This window comes from Amycolatopsis ruanii, from assembly GCF_003385175.1.
Taxonomy (GTDB): Bacteria; Actinomycetota; Actinomycetes; order Mycobacteriales; family Pseudonocardiaceae; genus Amycolatopsis_E; species Amycolatopsis_E thermalba.
Window position 1 is genome coordinate 1 of record NZ_PQHY01000100.1, and the last position, 21,880, is coordinate 21,880.

Sequence of the window (21,880 nt, forward strand, 5' to 3'; positions counted from 1 at the left end):
GGACTCCGGTGTCGTCACCAGCCGGGGCGGCGGGCTCGGCACCGGCGGTGGCGGGGCCCGCAGGCACCCCGCGGCGTCCGATCCGGACAGTGCCGCCCCGGCGGACACCTGCACGACCGGGCCGTGCAGCTCCACCCGGAACGTGCGGCTGCGGCCACCGCTGCGGTTCGCCGTCACGTACAGGGTCTCCCCCGCCGCCACGACCGATCCGTAGGCCGTCGCCGGGGGCAGCACCGGCCCGGGCACCGGGTGCGTGAACCCCGACACCGGGTCGATCCGCACGACCCGCCCGCTGAACGGCCACGTGCTCGTCACCCCGTAGAGCCGGCCCCCGGCGAAGTCGAAGTCGTCGATCCCGGAGGTGAACGGCGCCGGCCACAGGTCGGCACCGCGCACCGCCGACAGGTACCCGTCGCTGCCCGGGTCGATGTCGATCACGTACAGGTCGTCGCCCCGCTGGACGTACCAACGATTCCCGAACACGGCACCCGCGGTGGCCCGGTCCAGGCCGCGGCGGTCCGTCGTGCGGACCGGGCCGAGCCGGGTCAGCTCACCGTCCCGGCCCACGGTCACCGCGGCGCCGTCGCGGGTGAGGCCGTAGACCTTGTCCTGGCTCCGCGCGTAGCCGAGCGCGTTGACCTCGACGCCGAGCGGGATCCGGCTCTCCACCGCGCCGGACGGCAGCCGCACCAGTTCCACTGTGGAGGGTCCGGCCGGCGAGGTGCTGACGACCCGCAGGACCGTGCAGGCGGGAGCCGGGGCCGCGGCGGCCGGTGTCCCCGGCAGCGACACCGCGAGGACGGCCGCGGCCGCCAGCACCCGGCCCGTCCGCCGGACCCTCACCGCAGCCGCTCGATCGCCTGGCTGAACGCGTCCGGTCCCACCTTCGACCCGCCCGCGAACGGGTTCTGCATCTGGAAGATCGCGAACAGCAGCAGGGTCGCCGCCGCGGCGAGGGTGGACACGATCACGATGTGGGTCAGCGACTTCGTGCCGCCGAAGAGGTTGGGCAGCAGCACGAAGATGACGCTGCCGCCGATCAGCACGAACCACACCACCATGCCGACGTTGTTGTCCCGCACGGCGTTGAGCCGGGCCTGCCGCTCCTTGAACACGTCCACCAGCGAGTCCGCGACCTCGGTCTTGCGGCTGGTCAGCCAGTCGTCGTCGCCGGGGACGTCGGCACCGTCGACCGCCGCCCGCATCCGGTCCAGCTGGTCCCAGCCCTCCTCGGGCAGCGGGCCGCCGCCGTCGCGCATGCGTGGCCACTCCCGGTTCACCACGGTGTCCGCGTAGCCCGCGGCCAGCTCGCGGATCTCGGTGCGCGCCGGCTCGGGCAGCGCGTCGGCCGCCCACGACGCGGCGACCAGGCTCTGCGCCTCGGCGTAGGACCCGTCCCGCACGGTGCTCGCCGCGTCGAACAGCGAGATCAGCACGAACGCGATCACCGCGGCGTGCAGGCCGCCGACGATCGTGAACGCCTGGCCGGCCGCGTCGTTGTTGTCCGGTCTGCCCTCGTCCAGACCGTAACGGCGCACCAGGTAGGCGATGAGCGCGCCGAGCCCGACGGCGCCCACCACCCACAGCGAACCGGCCACGTAGACATTCATCGGTTGTGCCTCCCGAACGGGAAAAGAACGTGCGCCCACGCTAGGCGCCGCCCGATCCGGGCGGCAAGATCGGCCCCGTTCTTTCAGCCCGACGGAATAGGACGGATTGTTCCGGTCACTTGTTCGGAGCAGCCGGGGCGCATTTCCCGGAAATCGCGGCCCTGTTGCCGGGAGGCCAACGCGCGGCCGGGCGGCGGACTGGGCCGACCGGGCGAGGTCCGGTCACCGGTCGTCACTCCACCCGGGACCAGCCGGGTTTTTCCTTGACACGCAACGCCATGATGTCCCGGTTGCCGGTGATATTGGGCCCGTTCGGAGCAGTGCGCGGAAATGCCGGAAGCGGGCTGACGAGCGGTTCACACCGTCGGGACCGGCCGCACTGGGCGGCCCGGGTGATCACCGTGCGACCCGTTCTACCGTGAGTTTGCCGGAACCGCCGAACGTGTAGTTTTCCCCGAATTGCGATCGCGGCGCGCCACGGACGAGTGACTGTACGGCTCCGCGAACCCGGTGCTAACGTCGCTCCCGCCGGCCGAGAAAAACCAGGCGCCAGTTCGCCGGATCATCATTCCCAATTCGCGAATCGGCTTTTCGACGATTGGTGGTATTTGCCGTGACTGTGACCGACCCCGCCGTGCCCGACCTGGACAACGGCAGCCCCCAGCAGAGCCTGAGCACCCAGGCCGCGCGGAACCTGGCGACCACGACCAAGTCCGTCCCGCAGATGCAGGCCATCACCTCGCGCTGGCTGCTGCGCCTGCTGCCGTGGGTGGAGGCCTCCGGTGGTGCCTACCGGGTCAACCGCCGGCTGTCCTACGCCGTCGGCGACGGCCGCGTGACCTTCGTGACGACCGCCGGGACCATCGAGGTCATCCCCGCCGAGCTCGGCGAGCTGCCGATCCTGCGCGGCTTCGACGACCAGGAGGTGCTCGCCGCGCTCGCGAGCCGGTTCGAGCAGCGCGAGTACGAGCCCGGGGACGTGATCGTCGAGTTCGGCAGCGCCTCGGACCAGGCCTACCTCATCGCCCACGGCAAGGTCAGCAAGGTCGGCCCCGGCGAGTACGGGGACTTCACCAACCTCGGGGTGCTCGCCAACGGTGACCACTTCGGCGACGAGTCCCTTGTGGACGGTCAGAGCATCTGGGAGTACACCGTCAAGGCCGTCACGTCCTGCACCGTGCTGGTGCTCGAACAGCGCGGCTTCGACGAGCTGGTGGAGCAGTCCGCGGCGCTGCGCGAGCAGATCGAGCTCTTCCGCGCCCGGAAACTGGCCAACGGCAACGAGCACGGCGAGGCCAACATCGAACTGTCCTCCGGCCACAGCGGCGAGCCGGAGCTGCCCGGCACGTTCGTCGACTACGAGCTGTCCCCGCGCGAGTACGAGCTGAGCGTCGCCCAGACCGTGCTGCGCGTGCACAGCCGGGTCGCCGACCTCTACAACAAGCCGATGAACCAGACCGAGCAGCAGCTGCGGCTGACCATCGAGGCGCTGCGCGAGCGGCAGGAGTCGGAGCTGCTGAACAACGCCGAGTTCGGGCTGCTGCACAACGCCGACGTCAAGCAGCGCCTGCACACCCGCACCGGCCCGCCCACCCCGGACGACATGGACGAGCTGCTCGGCGCCGTGTGGAAGGAGCCGGCGTTCTTCCTGGCCCACCCCAAGGCGATCGCGGCGTTCGGGCGGGAGTGCAACACCCGCGGCCTCTACCCGGCCGGGGTGGAGTTCAACGGCCACCACGTGCCGTCCTGGCGTGGCGTGCCGATCCTGCCGTCCAACAAGATCCCGGTGTCGGAGACCCGCACCAGCTCGATCCTGCTGATGCGCGTGGGCGAGCAGAACCAGGGCGTGATCGGGCTGCACCAGACCGGGCTGCCGGACGAGGTCGAGCCCGGGCTGTCGGTGCGGTTCATGGGCATCAACGAGAAGGCGATCATCTCCTACCTCGTGTCGGCGTACTTCTCGGCGGCCGTGCTGGTGCCGGACGCGCTGGCCGTGCTGGAGAAGGTGGAGATCGGCCGCGAGAGCTGACGCCCGAATCCGCTACCGAACGAGGGGTGGTTGGGTCCGTTGACCGTAACCCTGCAGACCTTCCAGCACACCGAGACCCGGCTGAGCCTGGGCACGGCGGCGGCCCGCAAGCTGGCCACCACCACCAAGTCCGTGCCGCAGAACCAGGCGGTCACCAGCCGGTGGCTGCTGAGCCTGCTGCCGTGGGAGGAGACCGAGGCCGGCACCTACCGGGTCAACCGGCGCCTGACGTGCGTCACCGGGCAGGGCCGGGTGGCGTTCACCGTCGAGGCCGGCCGGGTCCGGGTGGTGCCGGCCAGCCTCACCGAACTGCCGTTGTTCCGCGGCTTCGACGACCACCTCGTGCTCACCGCGCTGGCCGACCGGCTGGAGCAGCGCGAGTACCGGGCCGGGGAGACGATCGTCACCGCGGGCACGCCGACCGAGGAGGCGCTGCTCGTCGCCCACGGCAAGGTGCGCAAGCTCGGCCGCGGCGACTACGGCGACCCGGTCACGCTCGGGATGCTCGCCGACGGCGACTACCTCGGGCAGCAGGTGCTCGCCGAGGCGCCGCAGCCGTGGGCCTACAGCGTGCGCGCCGAGACGCCGGTGACCGTGCTCGCCCTGTCGCTGCGGGACGTGTCGTCCCTGTTGGACACTTCACCGGAGCTGCGGTCCCATGTGGACGAACTGCGGCGGAGTTCCCAGCTGGCGCAGAACAAGCACGGGGAGGCCAGCATCGAGCTGGCCTCCGGGCACACCGGGGAACCCGCGCTGCCCGCCACGTTCGTCGACTACGACCTGCATCCCCGCGAGTACGAACTCGGGGTGGCGCAGACGATCCTGCGGGTGCACACCCGCGTGGCCGACCTCTACAACCAGCCGATGGACCAGACGCAGCAGCAGCTGCGGGTGACGCTGGAGGCGCTGCGCGAACGGCAGGAGTCCGAGCTGCTGAACAACGCCGAGTTCGGCCTGCTGCACAACGCCGACCTGAGCCAGCGCCTGCACACCCGCACCGGGCCGCCCACCCCGGACGACCTGGACGAGCTGCTGTGCCGCCGCCGCAAGACGAAACTGTTCCTGGCGCACCCGAAGGCGATCGCGGCGTTCGGGCGGCAGTGCTCGGCGCGCGGGCTCGCGCCGGAGAGCACCGAAGTGGACGGTCACGTCGTCACCACCTGGCGGGGGGTGCCGATCTTCCCGAGCGACAAGATCCCGGTGTCGCCGGCCGGGACGACGTCGATCCTGGCGATGCGGACCGGGCTGGACAGCCAGGGCGTGATCGGCCTGCGCCAGACCGGCCTGCCGGACGAGGCCGAGCCGGGGGTGACCGTGCGGTTCATGGGGATCGACGCGCGCGCGATCGTGTCCTACCTCGTCACGGCGTACTTCTCGGTCGCGGTGCTGGTCCCCGATGCCCTGGGAGTGCTGGAACACGTGGAGGTCGGGCGGTGACGGAGACGGTGGCCGGGGCGCGGACGGCGCGGGATGTCCTGGCGTGGAGCCGGGGATGCGTGGATCCGGCGCTGCGCGCGGCGGTGGCCCAGCTGCCGGAGTCGATGCGCCCGCTGGCCGCCTACCACTTCGGGTGGGCGGACGAGACGGGGGCGCCGGTCTCGGCGGGCAGCGGCAAGGCGGTGCGGCCGGCGCTGGTGCTGTTGTCGGCGCGGGCGGTCGGCGAGTGGGGGCCGGCGCTGCCCGGGGCGGTGGCGGTCGAGCTGGTGCACAACTTCTCGCTGCTGCACGACGACGTGATGGACGGCGACGAGACGCGGCGGCACCGGCCGACGGTGTGGAAGCTGTTCGGCACGGGGGCGGCGATCCTGGCCGGGGACAGCCTGCTGGCCGCGGCGACCGAGGAGCTGGCGGCGAGCGGGCACCCGGCGGCGCGGGAGGCGTTGCGGATCCTGGGCGCGGCGGTGCAGGACCTGATCGAGGGCCAGGGCGCGGACCTGGCGTTCGAGCAGCGCGGCGACGTCGGGCTGGCCGAGTGCCGGACGATGGCCGAGGGCAAGACCGGGGCGCTGCTCGGGTGCGCGTGCGCGCTGGGCGCGTTGCTCGGCGGGGGTTCGCGCGAGCAGGTCGCGCACCTGCGCCGGTTCGGGGAGGCGGCCGGGCTGGCGTTCCAGATGGCCGACGACCTGCTCGGCATCTGGGGCGACCCGGCGGTGACCGGGAAGCCGGTGTTCTCGGACCTGCGCAACCGCAAGAAGTCGCTGCCGGTGGTGGCGGCGCTGACGTCGGGCACCGCGGCGGGCCGGGAGCTGGCGTCGCTGTACGCGGCGCCCGGCGAGCTGGCCGGGGCGGACCTGGTGCGGGCCGCGCGGCTGGTCGACCAGGCCGGCGGCCGCGAGTGGACCCGCGCCGAGGCGGCGGCGCTGCTGGAGCGGGCGCTGGCGCACCTGCACGCGGCGTTGCCGGACGCACGGGGCGCCGCGGAGCTGGAGGCACTGGCGGTGCTGCTCACCGACCGGGACCACTGAGCAGGCAGCGATGGCCGGGGCGGGACGGACAACTCGGCGGCGACGGCCAGTGGCCCGCGCGCGGCCGGGCGGGCGGTGGCCCGGCAACCGCGCCCACCTCCGGAGAGCACCGGTGCCGGGTCACCGCAAACGTCACCCCAGCACCCCTGGAACGCACCCCACCTGGAACGGAGAAACGCATGTCCTTCACCGCAGCGCAGAGCATCCTCGCCGCGCACCGGCCCGGGCGGCCGGGGCCCGGGGAGGTTCTCGTGGCCGATGAGTTGCTCTGGGCGGACCGCCCGTCGATCCGGTGTCCCGGCGCGGGGCTGCTCGAGGGCGAGCTGCGGCGCCGCGGGATCGCCACCGCCCGCGGGCCCCTCTACGTCGACACCGATCACGCCGCCGCGGTCGCCCTGCGGGCCGTCCTGCCCGCCGCCCGGGGGCCGGCCGGTCTCGGGGTCGCGGCCACCGGGCAGGCGTCCTCCCCCACCACGGCCGCCGTGAGTGCCGCGATGGCCGCCGTGCTCGCCGTCGCGGGGCGGCCGCGTTCGGTGCTGCTCGCCGCGCCGCGGTCGTTCTGCGCCGGCGTCGAACGGGCCATCGAGATCGTCGAACGCCTGCTCGCCCAGCGCGGCGGCCCGATCTACGTCCGCAAGGAGATCGTCCACAACCGGCACGTCGTCGACGGCCTCCGCGCGCGGGGCGCGGTCTTCGTCGACGAACTGGACGCCGTGCCGCGGGGAGCGACCGTCGTGTTCTCCGCGCACGGCGTCTCCCCCGCCGTGCGCGCCGAGGCGGACCGGCGGCGGCTCAAGGTCGTCGACGCCACCTGTCCCCTGGTCACCAAGGTGCACGCCGAGGCGCGGCGCTTCGCCGGGCAGGGCGACACCGTCCTGCTCATCGGCCACGCCGGGCACGAGGAGGTCGAGGGCACCCTCGGCGAGGCGCCCGGGCGGACCATCCTGGTGCAGTCGGTCGAGGAGGCCCGCCGGGTGCGCGTGCCCGACCCGGGCCGCGTCACCTACCTGACCCAGACCACCCTCAGCGTGGACGAGACCGCCGAGGTCGTCACCGAACTGCGCAACCGCTTCCCCGCGCTGCGCGGCCCGGCCTCCGACGACATCTGCTACGCCACCACCAACCGGCAGGACGCGCTGCGCTCCGTCGCCCGGGACACCGACGTGGTGCTGGTGGTCGGGTCCCGGAACTCGTCGAACTCGCTGCGCCTGGCCGAACTGGCCGAACGGGCCGGCACCCCCGCGCACCTGATCGACGACGCCCGCGACATCCGTCCGGAGTGGCTGTCCGGAGTGGACCGGATCGGGCTCACCGCGGGCGCGTCGGCGCCGCCGCGGCTGGTCGACGCGGTGGTCGCCACGCTCGGCGGTCTCGGCCCGCTCACCGTGGGCGAACGGGAGACCACCCGCGAGACGATCCACTTCACCCTCCCCGCGGCCGTGCGGAGGAAGTCGTGACCGCGGTGGCGCTGGGCCTGCCGGGGATGCCCGCGCGGCGCCGGAAATCCCGGCAGGTGCTGGTCGGTGACGTGCCGGTGGGCGGCGGGGCGCCGGTGTCGGTGCAGTCGATGACCACCACCGTCACCGCCGACGTCGACGCCACCCTGCGCCAGATCGCCGAGCTGACCGCGGCCGGCTGCCAGATCGTCCGGATCGCGGTGCCCAGCTCCGACGACGCCGCGGCGCTGCCCCGGATCGCGGCGAAATCGGCCATCCCGGTCGTGGCGGACATCCACTTCCAGCCGAAGTACGTCTTCGCCGCGATCGACGCCGGGTGCGCGGCGGTGCGCGTCAACCCGGGCAACATCCGGAAGTTCGACGACAAGGTCGGCGAGATCGCCCGGGCGGCGCAGGACCACGGCACCCCGATCCGCATCGGCGTCAACGCCGGCTCCCTGGACCCGCGGCTGCTGGACAAGCACGGCAAGGCGACGCCGGAGGCGCTGGTCGAGTCCGCGCTGTGGGAGTGCTCGCTGTTCGAGGAACACGGGTTCACCGATCTGAAGATCTCGGTCAAGCACCACGACCCGCTGGTGATGATCGAGGCCTACCGGCAGCTCGCGCGGCGCTGCGACTACCCGCTGCACCTGGGCGTCACCGAGGCCGGGCCGGCGCTGCAGGGCACGGTCAAGTCCGCGGTCGCGTTCGGGGTGCTGCTGCACGAGGGCATCGGCGACACGATCCGCGTGTCGCTGTCCGCGCCGCCGGTGGAGGAGGTCAAGGTCGGCACGCAGATCCTGGAGTCGCTGGGGCTGCGGCCGCGGCGGCTGGAGATCGTGTCGTGCCCGTCGTGCGGCCGGGCGCAGGTGGACGTCTACCGGCTCGCCGAGCGGGTCACCGCCGCGTTCGAGGGGTTCCCGGTGCCGCTGCGCGTCGCGGTGATGGGGTGCGTGGTGAACGGGCCGGGCGAGGCGCGGGAAGCCGACATCGGCGTGTCCTCCGGCAACGGGAAGGGGCAGATCTTCGTCAAGGGCGAGGTGGTGACCACGGTGCCGGAGAGCCGGATCGTGGAGACGCTGCTGGACGTGGCGCTCGAACGGTTCCCGGGGTGAGCGCTAGCCTGCGGGCATGGATCTCACCGGGGTGACCGAGGTGTCGGACGAGGACGAGCTGCGTGAGCTGATCGGGCACCCGCTGCCGCAGGCGGTGCACAAGCAGCGGGACGCGCTGCACGAACTGGACCGGCAGTGGCTGGCGCTGTCGCCGTTCTGCCTGATCGCCACGGCCGGCGAGGACGGCCGCTGCGACGTCTCCCCCAAGGGCGACCCCGCCGGGTTCACGCTGGTGCTCGACGACCGGACGATCGCCGTGCCGGAGCGGCCGGGCAACCGGCGGGCCGACGGGTTCCGCAACATCCTCGCCAACCCGCACGTCGGGCTGCTCTACTTCATCCCGGGCCGCGGGGACACGCTGCGGATCAACGGCCGCGCCCGGCTGGTGCGGGATGCGCCGTTCTTCGACGACATGGTCGTGCGGGGCCACCGGCCGCGGCTGGCGATCCTGGTGGAGATCGAAGAGGTGTTCCACCACTGCTCGAAGGCGTTCCTGCGGTCGAAGCTGTGGCAGGCGGAGACGTGGGCGCCCGGGGAGATGGCGCCGCGCGCGGTGATCGCCAAGACGCTGGAGCGGAAGGACGCGTCGCTGGCGGAGCTGGAGCGCTATTACGGCCAGGAGTACGAGAAGAAGCTCTACGCCTGAGCGGGTGGCTCCGGCGCCGGGTTCGCCCGGATCGCTACTGCGGGCGGAGTGCCCGGCACCCGCGGTGCAGAGGTCGCCGTCGTGCGGCCCCGGGCGCGTGACGGCCCGTGGTGCCCCCTCTCGGTCGGCACCACGGGCCGCTCGCTTCCCTTACTGACCCTCGGGGCGGCCGCCGGCCAGGGGGACGTCCGGGTCGTCGTCCGCCGGGGGCTCCGGGTCGCGCCACTCCTCGGCGCGGCTGGAGCGGTTGCCCTGCAACGTGCCGCGCAGTTCGGCCTTCAGCGCGTCGTCCTCGCGGGGGCTGTGCTTCTCACTGCCGCGTTCCATCAGCCGGCCCCTTTCAGCGGGTCGTGCCCGATCGTCATCAGGCGGTGGCGCCAGTTCTCCTGGCCGGCCGTCGGCTCGAGGTCGTCCCGCCGTTCGGCGTGCACCTTCTCCACCACCTTGCGCATGACGCGCTCGTCGTCCTCGGTGAGGTCCGTCCGGCGCTTGCCGAGGATCTCCAGGACGTGCTGCCCGGTCTTCGTGCCCGCCTGGTCCGGCAGCTCCTCGCTCTCCGTCCCGGCCGAGCGGACCCGCAGCCAGTCCCCCAGCTCACGCGAGGTCATGTTCACCACGCGGTGGAACTCGTCCCACAGTGCTTCGTCCACATGCGACCGCGTCGCCATTCGTGTCACCTCCGGGCGGTCAGCCTTCGCACGATCACGAACACCAGCACCAGGATCCCGAACCCGGCACCGGCGCCGAGCGCGATCCGCTGGGTCGTGTGCGCGGTCTCCTTGACCTTCCCGGCCAGGGCCTCGGCGGTCTCGCCCAGCTCCTGGCGGGTCAGCTCCAGATCCAGCCGCGCCTGCTCGGCGTCGTGCGGGAAGGTGTCCTTCTTCGTCGTCATCGGCGCAGCCCCTCCCGCACGGCCGCCACGTCCTTGGGCACCCCGGACACCGCCTCCTGCGGCACCGGCGGCACCGCCGCCGACAGCTGCTTCTTGCCGATCAGCCCGGCCAGGCCGCCGATCACCAGCAGCGCACCGCCGATGATCAGCGCCGCGGCCCACGCCGGCACCACCAGGGCCAGCCCCAGCGCGACGGCGGCGATCAGCGTCGCCGCCCCGAACACCGCGAGGACCCCGGCCGCGCCGGCCAGGCCCGCGCCCGTGCCGGCGCGCTTGCCCTTCTGCCGCAGCTCCTCGGCCGCCAGCCGCATCTCGTCCCGGACCAGCCGCTGGACCTGCTGCGACATGTCCTGGACGAGCTGCCCGATCGACCGGTCGTCGACCGCGGTGGACCCGCGGCCCGTGCTCTCAGTCATGCCTCGCCTCCCTTGGGGTAGCTCGTAGTCCGGCTACCCCCGGGCGGAGAGCGCTAATCGTGCGCGGTGGGCGAGCCGCCCTCGGTGATCTCCTCGGTGGCCTTCTCCGACGGCGTCTTCGTCGCCTCCGAATGCGGGATGGTCCGGCCGGTGAGCGTGATGTGCCCTTCGTCGTGCAGCCGCTCCACCAGGTGCGGGTAGTGCAGCTCGAACGCCGGCCGCTCGGACCGGATCCGCGGCAGCTCCAGGAAGTTGTGCCGCGGCGGCGGGCACGTGGTGGCCCACTCCAGCGAGTTGCCGTAGCCCCACGGATCGTCCACTTCGACCGGATCGCCGAACCGGTAGCTGCGCACCACGTTGTAGATGAACGGCAGCATCGACGCGCCCAGGATGAACGCCCCGATCGTGGAGATCGTGTTCAGGACGGTGAACCCGTCGCTTTCCAGGTAGTCGGCGTAGCGGCGCGGCATGCCCTCGTCACCGAGCCAGTGCTGCACCAGGAACGTCGTGTGGAACCCGACGAACGTGGTCCAGAAGTGCAGCTTGCCGAGCCGCTCGTCGAGCATCCGCCCGGTCATCTTCGGGTACCAGAAGTACACCCCGGCGAAGGTCGCGAACACGATCGTGCCGAACAGCACGTAGTGGAAGTGCGCCACCACGAAGTAGCTGTCGGTGATGTGGAAGTCCAGCGGCGGCGAGGCCAGGATGATGCCGGTCAGCCCGCCGAGCAGGAACGTCACCAGGAACCCCACCGACCACAGCATGGGGGTCTCGAAGGTGAGCCGCCCCTTCCACATGGTGCCGATCCAGTTGAAGAACTTGATCCCGGTCGGCACCGCGATGAGGAACGTCATGAACGAGAAGAACGGCAGCAGCACCGCGCCGGTGGCGAACATGTGGTGCGCCCACACCGCGAACGACAGCGCGGTGATGCCCATCGTCGCGAACACCATCAGCCGGTAGCCGAACAGCGGTTTCCGGCTGAACACCGGGATGATCTCGGTGATGATCCCGAAGTAGGGCAGCGCGATGATGTAGACCTCGGGATGGCCGAAGAACCAGAACAGGTGCTGCCACAGGATCGGCCCGCCGGTGGCCGGGTCGAACACGTGCGCCCCGATCAGCCGGTCGGCCAGCAGCCCGAACAGCGCCGCGGTCAGGATCGGGAACACCGCCAGCACGAGCACGCTGGTGAACAGGATGTTCCAGGTGAAGATCGGCATCCGCCACATCGTCATGCCCGGGCACCGCAGGCACACGATCGTGGTGAGCATGTTGACCCCGCCGAGGATCGTGCCCAGACCGGACACGATGAGGCCGGTGATCCACAGGTTCCCGCCGATGCCCGGCGAGTGGGCCGCGTCCGACAGCGGCGTGTAGGCGGTCCAGCCGAAGTCCGCGGCGCCGCCCGGGGTGAGGAACGAGGACAACACGATCGTGCCGCCGAACAGGAACAGCCAGTAGGAGAAGGCGTTCAGCCGCGGGAACGCCACGTCCGGCGAGCCGATCTGCAGCGGCAGGATCAGGTTGGCGAAGGCGAACACGTTCGGCGTCGCGTAGAGCAGCAGCATGATCGTGCCGTGCATGGTGAACAGCTGGTTGTACTGCTCTTGCGAGAGGAACTGCATCCCCGGCTGCGCCAGCTCGCCGCGCATGAGCAGCGCGAGCGCGCCGCCGATGACGAAGAAGGCCAGCGACGTGTACAGGTACATCAGCCCGATCAGCTTGTGATCGGTCGTCTTCGCCATCTTCACGAGCAGGCTGCCCTTGCGGTGCCTGGCCGGCAGCTCGTACCGGTTGCCCAGGACGATGGGGCGTGCCTTCAGCTCCGTCATGCGCCCTCCCCGGGTGCCGAGTGGACGAACCCAGGGTGCTCCCGATCACACCGGTGAATCAAGCCCCGAGCCCATAAGTGGCATACGCGCTGCGGATGACCGGCTGGGCGACGTTGCGCACCCGCACCCCGCCCGGCGTCACCCCCTGTTCGCAGCCGAAGTGCGCATGGCCGTGGATCGCCAGGTCGGCGCCGCATTCGTCGATCACCTCACCGAGCTGGTAGGACCCGAGGAACGGGTAGATCTCCGGCGGCTCCCCGCGCAGGGTCTCCGGAATGGGTGAATAGTGGGTCAGCGCGATGCGGTGGTCGACGTCGTCGAGCTCCATCATCGCGGCGCGCAGCGCCTCCGACCGTTCGATGCTGTGCTCGACGAACGCCTTCATCTCCCGCTCGCCGAACGCGCTGGCGCACTTGCCGGCGAACCCGCCGCCGAAGCCCTTCACGCCGGCCACGCCGAGGGTCTGCCCGCCGACCTCCAGCCGCGCCGAGGCGCCCTCCAGCACCCGGATGCCTCGGTCTTCCAGCAGCTTGGTGATGTCGTCCTGCCGGTCGCTGTGGTAGTCGTGGTTGCCCAGCACGGCCACCACCGGCCGGTCCAGGCCGCTGAACTCGTCGGCGACGACCTCGGCCTCCTCCAGCGCGCCGTGCCGGGTCAGGTCGCCGGCCAGCAGCAGCACGTCGGCCAGGTCGGCCAGGTGCTCCAAGGCGGGGCGCAGCAGGCCCCGCGCGTCCTCGCCGAGGTGCACGTCCCCGACCGCCGCCACGCGGATCACCGCAGGTCCTCCCTCCGGGCCGGTTCGCGGGTGTCGGCCACCCGCACGTCGTTGTGCACCCGCACCCCGGGCTCGACCTCGTGCAGCACGGTCTCCAGCTCGGTGCGCCGCTCCTCGCAGGTCACCTCCCCGGACAGGTGCACGTCGTCGTCGCCGCGGACGTTGACCCGGACGCCCATCTCGGCCGTCCGGGGGTCCTCGGCCAGCGCGCGGCGCAGATGGGCCGCGCGGTACTGGGGTGTCTCGTGCTGGGGTGTCTCGTGCTGGGGTGTCTCGTGCTCGTGTGTCTCGTGCTCGGGGGTCATCACGGGGTTCCTTCGACCTCGACGACGTCCAGCGAGTCCAGCAGCGTCAGGAACGCCTGCGCGTACGGGGACTCGCCGGTCTCCTTCGCCACGCGCTCCCAGTCCACCTGCTCCCGCAGGTCGCGGGCGATGTGCAGGAGCGGGGCGAAATCGCAGCGGTGCGCGTCGAGGACGAGCAGCTTGTCGATCATGATGTCGGTGCCGCCCAGGACCGGCGCCATGGTCGGGCCGACGCGCATCACGTCGGAGCGGCTCAGCGTCTCGTCGGTGACCGCGCGGTAGTTGGGCCGGAAGATCAGGTCGACCAGCACGTCGCCGTCCCAGACCTTGCTCAGCCAGTCCTCCGGCGGGTCCTCCGGCCGCATGCCCTCGGCGACCAGGGCGGCCCTGGCCGCGGGCACGTCCTCCTCCTTGAGGAACACGTCCACGTCGTGGTCGGACGGCGGACCGCCCCTGGCGTAGACCGCGCAGCCGCCGGCCACCGTGAACGGGATGTCCCGAGCCGTGAGCGTGGTGACCACCTTGGTCAGCGTGCGCAGCAACGACTGCTCGTCCATGCCCCGCCGGGTACCCGGGCCCCACCGGGGCAAACGGCGGGCGTTTCGCGCCCGGGCCGCCGGGTATCTCCCGTTCCGTTCGCCGACGTTGGGAGCGATCGGGGCGATGCGCCGCAGTACCGAGCTCAGGCTGCCGCGGACACTGGACGCGGCGCGGCGGGCACGCCGGTTCACCACCGAGATGTGCGCGAAGTGGCGGGTGCCCGGGCTGGCGCCGGACGCGGCCGTGATCGTCACGGAGCTGGTGGAGAACACGCTGCGGCACACGGGCGCGGCGCCCCGGCTCTGCCTGGAGCTGCACCGGGACGGGCTGACGGTCGAGGTCACCGATGAGGACCCGCGCCAGCCGGTCATCCGGGAAAGCGGTCGCCCGCCGGGGCTGGGGCTGCTGCTGGTGGCGCAGACGTCGGAGCAGTGGGGCTGCCGCCGGGAGCCCTCCGGCGGCAAGACGGTGTGGGCGACCGTGCGGTGAGCGGCGGCCGGCGGTGCGGGACCACCGCTGTCCCGCACCGCCGGTGCACCCACCACGACCGGCCCGGGCGGCCACCGCGAACGGAAGCCGTGCCGCGCCGACCGGGACCGGATACCCGGCACGATCGTCGCTAACCGGATGACCCGGGTTGCCAACGGCAGTAGCCGGTCCGTACCGTCGGTGACGAGCGGTTGAGTGACCAGCCGTGCCGGGAACGGACACACCCGGCCTCGAGCTTTCGAATGGTGCGACTTTTCGGATCTTGGACGCGTGTGTGACCGTCCCCGCTGTGCTCACCACAACCCGGGGAGACCACCCGTGTCCGAAGCTCACGAACTCCGCATCGATGTCACCGACCGCGCCGACGGCATCCGGCTGGCCCGTCTCACCGGTGAACTCGACCTCGTCGCCGCACCCGCGCTGCGCGACTTGCTGACCCGCTGCCTCGACGACGGCCGGACCTTCATCCTGGACCTCGAGGCGATCACCTTCCTCGGCTCGGCGGGCCTGCAGGCCCTGGTCGACACCGACGACGCCGCCGCCGAGCGCAACGTGCGGTGGGCGCTGGCGGGCAGCCACCGGGTGGTCATCCGCCCGCTGGAGGTCACCGGCCTGCACGAGCAGCTGCCCCTGTACCCGAGCGTCACCGTGGCGGCCCGCCACCTCGCGGAAGCCGCTCAGGTGGCCGGCTGACTCAGGCCGGGTGCCCGAGGCGCACGCAGCGCAACCCGCTGCCGCGCAGTGCCGCGGGGTCCAGCACGCCGCGTGTGTCGACCACGACGTCGCCCTCGGCGACGGCGGCCAGTTGGCTCCAGTCGAGGCGGGTGAACTCGGGCCACTCCGTCAGCACCACCAGCACCCGGGCGCCCTTGGCGGCCAGCACCGGGTCGTCCACCCGCTGGACGGGCCCGGCCTGGTCACCGCCGCCGACGCCGGGGTCGTAGCCGGTCAGCACCGCGCCCGCATCCGCCAGGCGGCCGGCGACGGCCAGTGCCGGTGAGTCCCGCAGGTCGGAGGTGCCCGCCTTGAACGCCAGCCCGAACACCCCGATCCGCACTCCCGCCAGGCGCCCGCCCGCGGCCTCCCGCACCCGCGCGACCACGTGGTCGTACTGCCGGTCGTTCGCCTCGATCGCCGAGCGCAGCACCGTCAGGTCCACCCCCGCCGCGGCGGCCGAGGCCACCAGCGCGCGGGTGTCCTTCGGCAGGCACGATCCGCCCCAGCCGGGGCCGGGGTGCAGGAAGTGCGGCCCGATCCGCTCGTCCAGGCTCATCGTCCGGGTGACGGCGTCGATGTCGGCGCCGGTGCGCTCGCACAGCCGCGCCAGCAGGTTCACGTAGGACAGCTTCAGCGCCAGGAACGCGTTGCTCGCGTACTTGCCCAGCTCGGCGCTCGCGTGGCCGGTGCGCACCACCGGCGCGTCCAGCCCCGCGTACAGCGTGGCGACCCGCTCCACCACCGGCGGGTCACCACCGAGCACGATCCGGTCCGGGTGCCGGAAGTCGTGCACCGCGTGGCCCTCGCGCAGGAACTCCGGGTTGCTCACCACGGCGATCCCGGCGGTCCCGGCGATGCGGGCGCAGGTGCCCACCGGCACGGTCGACTTGACCACCAGCACGGTGTGCGGCGCCGGGCGCAACGCCGCGAGCACGGCTTCGACGGCGCTGAGATCGGCGCTGCCGTCCGGACCGGTCGGCGTGGGCACGCAGGCGAACACGAACTCCCGCCCGTCCAGTGCGCTCACGTCCGCGGTGAACCGCAGCCGCCCGGCGGCCAGCCCGTCGCGCACCAGCGGGGCCAGCTCCGGCTCGCCCAGCTCGACCTCGCCCCGGGACAGCCGCGCCACCTTGGACTCGTCGACCTCGGTGCACACCACGTCGTGGCCCAGCGCGGCGAGGCAGGCGGCGGTGGTCAGGCCGACGTAGCCGGCCCCGGCGACCCCGACCGCCGCCACGTCAGGCCCCCACCACCGGCCGCAGCGCCGACCGGCCCGCGGCGACGACCTCGTCGACGGTGATCCGCAGCAGCCCGGGAGCCGGGGCGTCCGCGAACGGATCGCCGGCCTCCCCCGCCCACAGCACGACGTGCCGGTCTCCGGTGCCCGGCGGCGGCCCCCACCGCCACGGCGGGGTCGGGCCGAACAGCAGCACCGACGGGGTGCGGTAGGCGGTGGCGAGGTGGGCGACGCCGGTGTCGCCGCTGATCACCAGCCGTGCCCCGGACACGAGCGCGGCCAGCTCGGTCAGGCTCGTGCGGCCGGCCAGCACGGCGTCCTCGCCCAGCCCGGCCGCGGCCGCGACCCGTCCCGCGAGGTCCCGTTCCGCGGCGCTACCGGTCACCACGACCCGGGACCCGGCGCGGGCGAACTCGCGGGCCACCTCGGCGAAGCGTCCGGGCGGCCAGCGCCGGGACCCGAACGCCGCCCCGGGGTGCACGACGATCGCGTCTCCCGCCGGGCTGGGCACGTCCGGCCGGGCCAGCGCGAGGTCGTGCCGGTCGGCCGCGATGCCGTGGCAGGCGAGCATCCGGCACCAGCGCAGCACCTCGTGCTGGTCCTCGCGCCACTCCGGGCCGTCCAGGTCCGGGAAGTCCGGGTGCCGGTGCGACAGCAGCCGCCCCGGCCGCGTGCCCAGCAGGTCCGTCACGCTCTCCGGGCCGCTGCCGTGCAGGTTGACCGCCACGGCGGGCGGCGCGCCGGTCCACCGCAGCGCGCCCAGGCCGGGAGTGGGCAGCACGCGGTCGACCGCGCCGGTGAGCGCGGCCAGCTCGTCCAGTGCCGCGGGCGCGGCCAGGGTGATCCGCGCGTCCGGGAACGCGGCCCGCAGGCCACGCAGCGCCGGGACGGTGACCAGGAGGTCACCGACCCCGAGCGCCCGCAGCACCAGGACGTCGCCGGTCACGGCCAGGAGCCCTCCTCCGAGTGCGCCACGACCAGTTCCCGCACCTCGCACCCGGCCGGCTGGGACAGCGCGAACAGCACCGTCCGCGCGACGTTCTCCGGGTTGTTCAGCTTCGCGTCGGCGGGCGGCTTGTACTGCTCGTCGCGCGCGTCGAAGAAGGCGGTGTGCATGCCGCCCGGCACCAGCATGGTGACGCCGATCCGGCCCGCGGTCTCCGCGGCCAGTGCCCGGGTGAACCCGACGACACCCCACTTCGAGGCGCAGTAGGCGGTGGCGTCGCTGACCGCCTTGATGCCCAGCGTGGACGCGACGGTGACGACCTTGCCGTGCGAGCGCTCCAGGTACGGCAGCGCGGCCCGGACCACGGCGGCGGTGCCGAAGAGGTTGACCTGAACCACGCGCTCCCAGTCCGATGTGGACAAGTCGGTCAGCTTGCCGGGGAAGTCGATGCCCGCGGCGGTGAACACCGCGTCCAGCCCGCCGGCCTGCTCGGCCAGCTCGGCGACGGCGCGTTCGGTCTCGGCGGTGTCGGTGAGGTCGACGGGCACGTAGGGCACGCCGGCGGCCGGGGGTTTGCGGTCGAGCACCAGCGGGGTCCCGCCGGCGTCGGCGACCGCCTTGACGGTCGCCGCGCCCAGCCCGGACGCGCCCCCGGTGATCAGTACCTTGCCTGGCGATGCAGCCATCTCTGCCTTTCTATCCGTTGGACACGGTCTCGATGAGCCGCGTGGTGGAGTAGCCCTCGACGGTCGGCACGAGCACGACCTTGCCGCCGCCCTCGCGGATCACCTCCGCCTCGGGCAGGTCGGCGCCCGCGTAGTCGCCGCCCTTGACCCACACGTCCGGCCGCAGCGTGCGCAGCACCTCGACCGGGGAGGACTCCTCGAACACCACCACGGCGTCGACGGACTCCAGCGCGCTGAGCACGCGCACCCGGTCGGCGGCGGTCACGACCGGGCGGCCCGGTCCCTTCAGCCGGCGCACCGACTCGTCGGAGTTCACGCACACGATGAGCACGTCGCCCAGCTCGCGGGCGCGCCGCAGCAGGGTCACGTGCCCGGGGTGCAGGATGTCGAAGCAGCCGCCGGTCGCGACGACCCGCCCGCCGCGGCGCCGCACCCGCTCGGCCAGCTCGAAGCCGGACAGGCCCTCGGGCGGGCGGATCGGCTCGGCGGGCTCGGACAGGGCGGTGGCCGCGCCGGCGGCGACGAACCGGGCCGCCGACTCGACCGCCGCGGCGACCGCGTCGGGCAGCGCGGCACCGTCGTGCAGGGCCGCGGCGACGGCGCTGGCGAACCGGTCGCCCGCGCCGCAGGTGTCCGGCCGGACGCTGGCGGGGACGCGTGCCGCGTGGGGCACCGGGACCGCGCGCGTGCCGGTGCCGTCGGCGAGGACGGCGCCCCGCGAGCCGACGGTCACCGCGACCGCCTCGGCCGCCCACTCCACGCGCAGCCGCGCGGCCAGCTCCTCCGGGGTGCCGGGCTCGCCGGTGAACTTGGCGGCCTCGCTGTCGTTGGGCGTGACCAGGGCGGCGCCGGGCACCGGCGGGCCGCCGCGCGGGTGCGGGTCCCACACCACCGGCGCGTCCGTCTCGGCCAGCAGCTGCCGGATCTGCGGGTGGCTCGCGACGCCGCGCCCGTAGTCGGCGACGAGGATCGCGGACGCGCCGCGCAGCACGGACACCGTGCGCGCGTCCAGCGGCTCGTGCGCGGCCCGGCCGTCGCCGTGGTCCAGCCGCACGACCGACTGCCCGGCCGCGCGGATGCGGGTCTTGCGGACGGTCTCACCCTCCAGCGGCAGCGCGCACAGCTCGACCTCGCCGGCCAGCAGCCGGGCCAGCCGCGCCCCGCCCTCGTCCCCGCCGAGCGCGGTGACCAGCACGACGTCGGCCGCGGACCGGGCGGCCAGGCGCGCGGCCAGGCCCGCGCCGCCGGGCCGGTGCCATTCACGTCCGACGTCGACCACCGGGACGGGCGCCTCGGGGCACAGCCGGTCCGCGTTGCCGTCGACGTCGATGTCGAGCAGCGTGTCGCCGACCACCACCAGGGGGCCGCTCACGAGGGCACTCCCAGCGCCTCGTCCAGCGCCGCGCACAGGCCGTGGATCACCGCGAGGTGCGCCTCCTGCACCGTGCCGGTGCTCGGGGCGTCGATCATCACCGCGTCGTCGCTGACCGACGCCAGCGCGTTCGGGCCCGGCCCGGTCAGCGCCCACGTGGTCAGGCCCAGCTCGTGCGCGGTCTTCGCCGCCGCGCACACGTTCTGGCTGCGGCCGCTGGTGGACAGCGCCACCAGCACGTCACCGGGGCGGCCGTGCGCGCGGACCTGGCGGGCGAACACCTCGTGGTCGCCGTAGTCGTTGACGATCGCGGTGGCCGCCGAGGTGTCGGCGTGCAGGGCGATCGCGGACAGCGGCTGCCGGTCGCTGACGAACCGGCCGACCAGCTCGCCGGTCAGGTGCTGGGCCTCGGCGGCGCTGCCGCCGTTGCCGCAGGCGAGCAGCCGTCCACCGGCCCCGAGCACCTCGGCGAGGTGACGACCCCACGCCTCGATCCTCGGTGCCAGCGCGGTCAGATCCCGCATGGTCGCGGCCAACGCCGCGAACCGCTCTTCGATCACGCTGCACCTCCTAGTTTCTCCACGGCCCGCAGGACCTCCTCGGGCGGAACCCGGTCCAGGCACGGGTGCCCGGGCACCGGACAGCTCCGGGCCCGGGTGTCACGGCAGGGCGCGTCCTGATCGCCGAGCAGGACGAGCGGCACCCCGTAGGGCGCCCACCGCGCGGCCGGCACCACGGGCGCGAACAGCGACACGACGGGGGTGCCGACGGCCGCGCCGAGCAGCGCCGGCCCGGTGTTGGGGGCGACGGTCACGCGCGCCCCGGCGAGCACGGCGGCGAGGCCGTGCAGATCGGTCTTGCCCGCCAGGTCCAGGCCGTGGTCACCGGCGACCCGGGCGGTCAGGTCGCGTTCGGCCGGGCCGCCGGTGACGACGACCCGGTATCCGGATTCGGCGAGCAGCCGGACGACCTCCGCGTTGTGCTCGGCGGGGTACTGGCGGGCGGGCACCGACGCGGCCGGGTGCACCACGACGTAGCCGGGTTCGCCGACCAGGCCGGAGACGTCCGGCAGCGGCTCGCGCACGGCCAGGCGCCCGTCGTCGCCGGGCGGCAGCTCGAACCCGGCGGCGCGCGCCAGCGACAGGGCGCGTTCGGCCTCCGGCGGGTCGCCCTCGACGCGGTGCCGCAGGTCCAGCAGCGAGCCCGGGTAGTCCTCGCAGATCGCGCCGATCCACGGCACCCCGCACTCCCGCAGGATCAGGGCGAGCGGCAGCGGCGACTGGTGGAACGACGTCACGATCAGGGCCGCGTCCGGTTGCGCCGCGCGGATGTGCGCGCGCAGCTCGGCCAGGTGGGCGGGGGTCACCGCGGGCGGCTGCGGGTCGATCCACGGCGCGCACCACTCGACGACCTCGTCGACGCCGGGCAGCAGCTCGGCGGCCGCCCGCCCGTGCGGCCCGGCCAGGAACGTGACCGACTCCGCCCGCGCGGCGACGGCGCGCACCAGCGGCCCGGACAGCAGGACGTCACCCGCGTTGTCCAGCCGCGCCACCAGAACCCGTGACCTCACCACGCCCGGTCCCCCATCGCCAGCCCGACCGCCTCGGCCAGGTCACCCGCCACCAGCGCGTCCCGCCGCGCGGCTTCGATCTCCGCGGCCCGCGTGCGGGGAGTCGGCACGAGGACACCGCGCGCGCCCGCGGCGCGCGCGGCCTCGATGTCGGCGCCGATGTCCCCGATCAGCACGCAGTCCTCGGGACGCACCCCGAGCGCCAGCGCGGCACGGGTCACCAGGCCCGGCTTCGGCTTGCGGCAGCAGCAGCCGTCGCCGTCGGCGTGCACGCACACCTGCCAGGTGCCGAACGGCCCGAGCAGCTCCTCGACCCGCGCGTTGACCGCGGCCAGCTCGGCCGGCGTGATCAGCCCGCGGGCCACGCCGGACTGGTTGCTGACCACCCCGACCGGGACACCGGCGGCGCGCAGGCGGCGCAGCACGTCCTCGGCTCCGGGCACGGGGCGGACCAGCTCCGGGTCGTTGTTGTAGGGCTCGTCGTGGATGAGGGTGTCGTCGCGGTCGAACAGGATCGCCCTGGCCGCCGGGCGCGGGCGGCGGACGCGCACCTCCCCGGCGAGCCGGTGGCCCAGCGCGGCGGGCGGGATCAGCACGCTCGTGACCGCCATCTTCGCCAGTTCCTCCGGAGTTTTCGGCCCGGGCAGGATGCGGCGGAGCGCGAACTCGGCGGTGAGGCCGAGCCAGGCGATACCGGCGAAGGCGGCGGGGGTGGGCCGGCGGGCGGCGGCGAACGCGAGCGCGGCCGGGCCGGGCCGTCTGGGCCGTCACGCGCTCACCACCCTCAGCGGCGCGGCCC

24 protein-coding genes and 1 pseudogene are annotated in these 21,880 nt (G+C 73.5%); 8 read left to right on the top strand and 17 right to left on the bottom strand.

What is annotated here, in order from left to right; translation table 11 throughout:
• Together D0D28_RS32120 and D0D28_RS32125 are read right to left on the bottom strand one after the other, a co-directional pair.
• Positions 1-843 (bottom strand): DUF6923 family protein (locus D0D28_RS32120; protein ID WP_162831257.1); only part of this gene is annotated, 843 nt, incomplete at its 3' end.
• A complete protein-coding gene (locus tag D0D28_RS32125; protein WP_116114855.1) occupies positions 840-1,610 on the bottom strand; it encodes a DUF4239 domain-containing protein in 771 nt (256 codons plus the stop codon). The genes D0D28_RS32125 and D0D28_RS32120, both read right to left, overlap by 4 nt.
• A 613-nt stretch (positions 1,611-2,223) precedes the next feature.
• Between D0D28_RS32125 and D0D28_RS32130 the strand changes: the two genes are divergently transcribed.
• The 6 genes from D0D28_RS32130 (at position 2,224) to D0D28_RS32155 (ending at position 9,301) form a co-directional block, all read left to right on the top strand.
• Positions 2,224-3,639, top strand: a complete 1,416-nt coding sequence (locus tag D0D28_RS32130; RefSeq protein ID WP_116114857.1) for a family 2B encapsulin nanocompartment shell protein — start codon at positions 2,224-2,226, stop codon at positions 3,637-3,639.
• 39 nt (positions 3,640-3,678) lie between these two features.
• Positions 3,679-5,076 (top strand): family 2B encapsulin nanocompartment shell protein, encoded by a 1,398-nt coding sequence (locus tag D0D28_RS32135; protein WP_429727761.1) that lies wholly within the window; start codon positions 3,679-3,681, stop codon positions 5,074-5,076.
• A complete protein-coding gene (locus tag D0D28_RS32140) occupies positions 5,073-6,104 on the top strand; it encodes a family 2 encapsulin nanocompartment cargo protein polyprenyl transferase (protein WP_116114861.1) in 1,032 nt (343 codons plus the stop codon). Before D0D28_RS32135 ends, D0D28_RS32140 begins: the two co-directional genes overlap by 4 nt.
• A 179-nt stretch (positions 6,105-6,283) precedes the next feature.
• A complete protein-coding gene (locus D0D28_RS32145; RefSeq protein ID WP_116114863.1) occupies positions 6,284-7,561 on the top strand; it encodes a 4-hydroxy-3-methylbut-2-enyl diphosphate reductase in 1,278 nt (425 codons plus the stop codon).
• A gap of 26 nt (positions 7,562-7,587) precedes the next feature.
• Positions 7,588-8,655, top strand: coding sequence for a flavodoxin-dependent (E)-4-hydroxy-3-methylbut-2-enyl-diphosphate synthase (gene ispG, locus D0D28_RS32150; protein ID WP_205413421.1), 1,068 nt, complete (start codon positions 7,588-7,590; stop codon positions 8,653-8,655).
• 16 nt (positions 8,656-8,671) lie between these two features.
• Positions 8,672-9,301, top strand: coding sequence for a pyridoxamine 5'-phosphate oxidase family protein (locus D0D28_RS32155; protein WP_116114867.1), 630 nt, complete (start codon positions 8,672-8,674; stop codon positions 9,299-9,301).
• Positions 9,302-9,451: 150 nt separating this feature from the next.
• Here the strand turns inward: D0D28_RS32155 and D0D28_RS36380 are convergent, their stop codons facing one another.
• The 8 genes from D0D28_RS36380 to D0D28_RS36390 are packed head-to-tail and all read right to left on the bottom strand — an operon-like array spanning position 9,452 to position 14,081.
• Positions 9,452-9,628, bottom strand: a complete 177-nt coding sequence (locus D0D28_RS36380) for a hypothetical protein (RefSeq protein ID WP_167481568.1) — start codon at positions 9,626-9,628, stop codon at positions 9,452-9,454.
• Entirely contained in the window at positions 9,628-9,969 is a 342-nt protein-coding gene (locus tag D0D28_RS32160; RefSeq protein WP_094005986.1) for a DUF3140 domain-containing protein, read from the bottom strand. Before D0D28_RS32160 ends, D0D28_RS36380 begins: the two co-directional genes overlap by 1 nt.
• A gap of 5 nt (positions 9,970-9,974) precedes the next feature.
• Positions 9,975-10,193 carry a DUF3618 domain-containing protein gene (locus tag D0D28_RS32165; protein ID WP_094005985.1) on the bottom strand — a complete coding sequence of 73 codons (219 nt, stop codon included), beginning with the start codon at positions 10,191-10,193 and terminating at the stop codon, positions 9,975-9,977.
• The gene (locus tag D0D28_RS32170; protein ID WP_116114869.1) at positions 10,190-10,609 is read right to left on the bottom strand and encodes a phage holin family protein; all 420 of its coding nucleotides are present in this window, start codon (positions 10,607-10,609) and stop codon (positions 10,190-10,192) included. The genes D0D28_RS32165 and D0D28_RS32170 overlap by 4 nt, the downstream gene beginning before the upstream one ends.
• A 53-nt stretch (positions 10,610-10,662) precedes the next feature.
• The gene (ctaD, locus tag D0D28_RS32175) at positions 10,663-12,444 is read right to left on the bottom strand and encodes an aa3-type cytochrome oxidase subunit I (RefSeq protein WP_094005983.1); all 1,782 of its coding nucleotides are present in this window, start codon (positions 12,442-12,444) and stop codon (positions 10,663-10,665) included.
• Positions 12,445-12,502: 58 nt separating this feature from the next.
• Entirely contained in the window at positions 12,503-13,219 is a 717-nt protein-coding gene (locus tag D0D28_RS32180) for a metallophosphoesterase family protein (protein ID WP_094005982.1), read from the bottom strand.
• The gene (locus D0D28_RS36385) at positions 13,216-13,524 is read right to left on the bottom strand and encodes a BON domain-containing protein (protein WP_116114871.1); all 309 of its coding nucleotides are present in this window, start codon (positions 13,522-13,524) and stop codon (positions 13,216-13,218) included. Before D0D28_RS36385 ends, D0D28_RS32180 begins: the two co-directional genes overlap by 4 nt.
• Positions 13,524-14,081 carry a hypothetical protein gene (locus tag D0D28_RS36390; RefSeq protein WP_094005980.1) on the bottom strand — a complete coding sequence of 186 codons (558 nt, stop codon included), beginning with the start codon at positions 14,079-14,081 and terminating at the stop codon, positions 13,524-13,526. The genes D0D28_RS36385 and D0D28_RS36390 overlap by 1 nt, the downstream gene beginning before the upstream one ends.
• A gap of 106 nt (positions 14,082-14,187) precedes the next feature.
• Between D0D28_RS36390 and D0D28_RS32195 the strand changes: the two genes are divergently transcribed.
• Positions 14,188-14,553 (top strand): ATP-binding protein, encoded by a 366-nt coding sequence (locus D0D28_RS32195; protein ID WP_094005979.1) that lies wholly within the window; start codon positions 14,188-14,190, stop codon positions 14,551-14,553.
• A 318-nt stretch (positions 14,554-14,871) separates the two neighbouring features.
• On the top strand, positions 14,872-15,246 hold the full coding sequence (locus D0D28_RS32200) for an STAS domain-containing protein (RefSeq protein ID WP_116114873.1): 375 nt from the start codon (positions 14,872-14,874) through the stop codon (positions 15,244-15,246).
• A 1-nt stretch (position 15,247) separates the two neighbouring features.
• On the opposite strand, the gene D0D28_RS32205 is transcribed toward D0D28_RS32200, so the two are convergent.
• The 7 genes and pseudogenes from D0D28_RS32205 to D0D28_RS32235 all read right to left on the bottom strand — a co-directional run.
• Complete coding sequence (locus tag D0D28_RS32205) at positions 15,248-16,507, bottom strand: UDP-glucose dehydrogenase family protein (protein ID WP_094005977.1); 1,260 nt, start codon at positions 16,505-16,507, stop codon at positions 15,248-15,250.
• A 1-nt stretch (position 16,508) separates the two neighbouring features.
• The gene (locus tag D0D28_RS32210; RefSeq protein ID WP_116114875.1) at positions 16,509-17,453 is read right to left on the bottom strand and encodes a glycosyltransferase family 9 protein; all 945 of its coding nucleotides are present in this window, start codon (positions 17,451-17,453) and stop codon (positions 16,509-16,511) included.
• Complete coding sequence (locus D0D28_RS32215) at positions 17,450-18,139, bottom strand: SDR family oxidoreductase (RefSeq protein WP_116114877.1); 690 nt, start codon at positions 18,137-18,139, stop codon at positions 17,450-17,452. Before D0D28_RS32215 ends, D0D28_RS32210 begins: the two co-directional genes overlap by 4 nt.
• Positions 18,140-18,149: 10 nt before the next feature.
• On the bottom strand, positions 18,150-19,511 hold the full coding sequence (rfaE2, locus tag D0D28_RS32220; protein WP_094005974.1) for a D-glycero-beta-D-manno-heptose 1-phosphate adenylyltransferase: 1,362 nt from the start codon (positions 19,509-19,511) through the stop codon (positions 18,150-18,152).
• The gene (locus D0D28_RS32225) at positions 19,508-20,071 is read right to left on the bottom strand and encodes a D-sedoheptulose-7-phosphate isomerase (RefSeq protein WP_162830732.1); all 564 of its coding nucleotides are present in this window, start codon (positions 20,069-20,071) and stop codon (positions 19,508-19,510) included. Before D0D28_RS32225 ends, rfaE2 begins: the two co-directional genes overlap by 4 nt.
• On the bottom strand, positions 20,068-21,081 hold the full coding sequence (locus tag D0D28_RS32230) for a glycosyltransferase family 9 protein (RefSeq protein ID WP_205413420.1): 1,014 nt from the start codon (positions 21,079-21,081) through the stop codon (positions 20,068-20,070). The genes D0D28_RS32225 and D0D28_RS32230 overlap by 4 nt, the downstream gene beginning before the upstream one ends.
• Positions 21,078-21,833 (bottom strand): annotated as a pseudogene (locus D0D28_RS32235) (D-glycero-alpha-D-manno-heptose-1,7-bisphosphate 7-phosphatase); the annotation flags it as partial. The gene D0D28_RS32230 and the pseudogene D0D28_RS32235, both read right to left, overlap by 4 nt.
• Between the last annotated feature and the right edge of the window lie 47 nt (positions 21,834-21,880).

Bases quoted from the DNA above. Each gene is read 5' to 3' on its own strand.
- D0D28_RS32165 (WP_094005985.1), bottom strand. From the start codon at position 10,193: ATGACGACGAAGAAGGACACCTTCCCGCACGACGCCGAGCAGGCGCGG.
- D0D28_RS32170 (WP_116114869.1), bottom strand. From the start codon at position 10,609: ATGACTGAGAGCACGGGCCGCGGGTCCACCGCGGTCGACGACCGGTCG.
- D0D28_RS32155 (WP_116114867.1), top strand. From the start codon at position 8,672: ATGGATCTCACCGGGGTGACCGAGGTGTCGGACGAGGACGAGCTGCGT.
- D0D28_RS36385 (WP_116114871.1), bottom strand. From the start codon at position 13,524: ATGACCCCCGAGCACGAGACACACGAGCACGAGACACCCCAGCACGAG.
- D0D28_RS36380 (WP_167481568.1), bottom strand. From the start codon at position 9,628: ATGGAACGCGGCAGTGAGAAGCACAGCCCCCGCGAGGACGACGCGCTG.
- D0D28_RS32160 (WP_094005986.1), bottom strand. From the start codon at position 9,969: ATGGCGACGCGGTCGCATGTGGACGAAGCACTGTGGGACGAGTTCCAC.
- ctaD (WP_094005983.1), bottom strand. From the start codon at position 12,444: ATGACGGAGCTGAAGGCACGCCCCATCGTCCTGGGCAACCGGTACGAG.
- D0D28_RS32125 (WP_116114855.1), bottom strand. From the start codon at position 1,610: ATGAATGTCTACGTGGCCGGTTCGCTGTGGGTGGTGGGCGCCGTCGGG.
- D0D28_RS32145 (WP_116114863.1), top strand. From the start codon at position 6,284: ATGTCCTTCACCGCAGCGCAGAGCATCCTCGCCGCGCACCGGCCCGGG.
- D0D28_RS36390 (WP_094005980.1), bottom strand. From the start codon at position 14,081: ATGGACGAGCAGTCGTTGCTGCGCACGCTGACCAAGGTGGTCACCACG.
- D0D28_RS32195 (WP_094005979.1), top strand. From the start codon at position 14,188: ATGCGCCGCAGTACCGAGCTCAGGCTGCCGCGGACACTGGACGCGGCG.
- D0D28_RS32215 (WP_116114877.1), bottom strand. From the start codon at position 18,139: ATGGCTGCATCGCCAGGCAAGGTACTGATCACCGGGGGCGCGTCCGGG.
- ispG (WP_205413421.1), top strand. From the start codon at position 7,588: ATGCCCGCGCGGCGCCGGAAATCCCGGCAGGTGCTGGTCGGTGACGTG.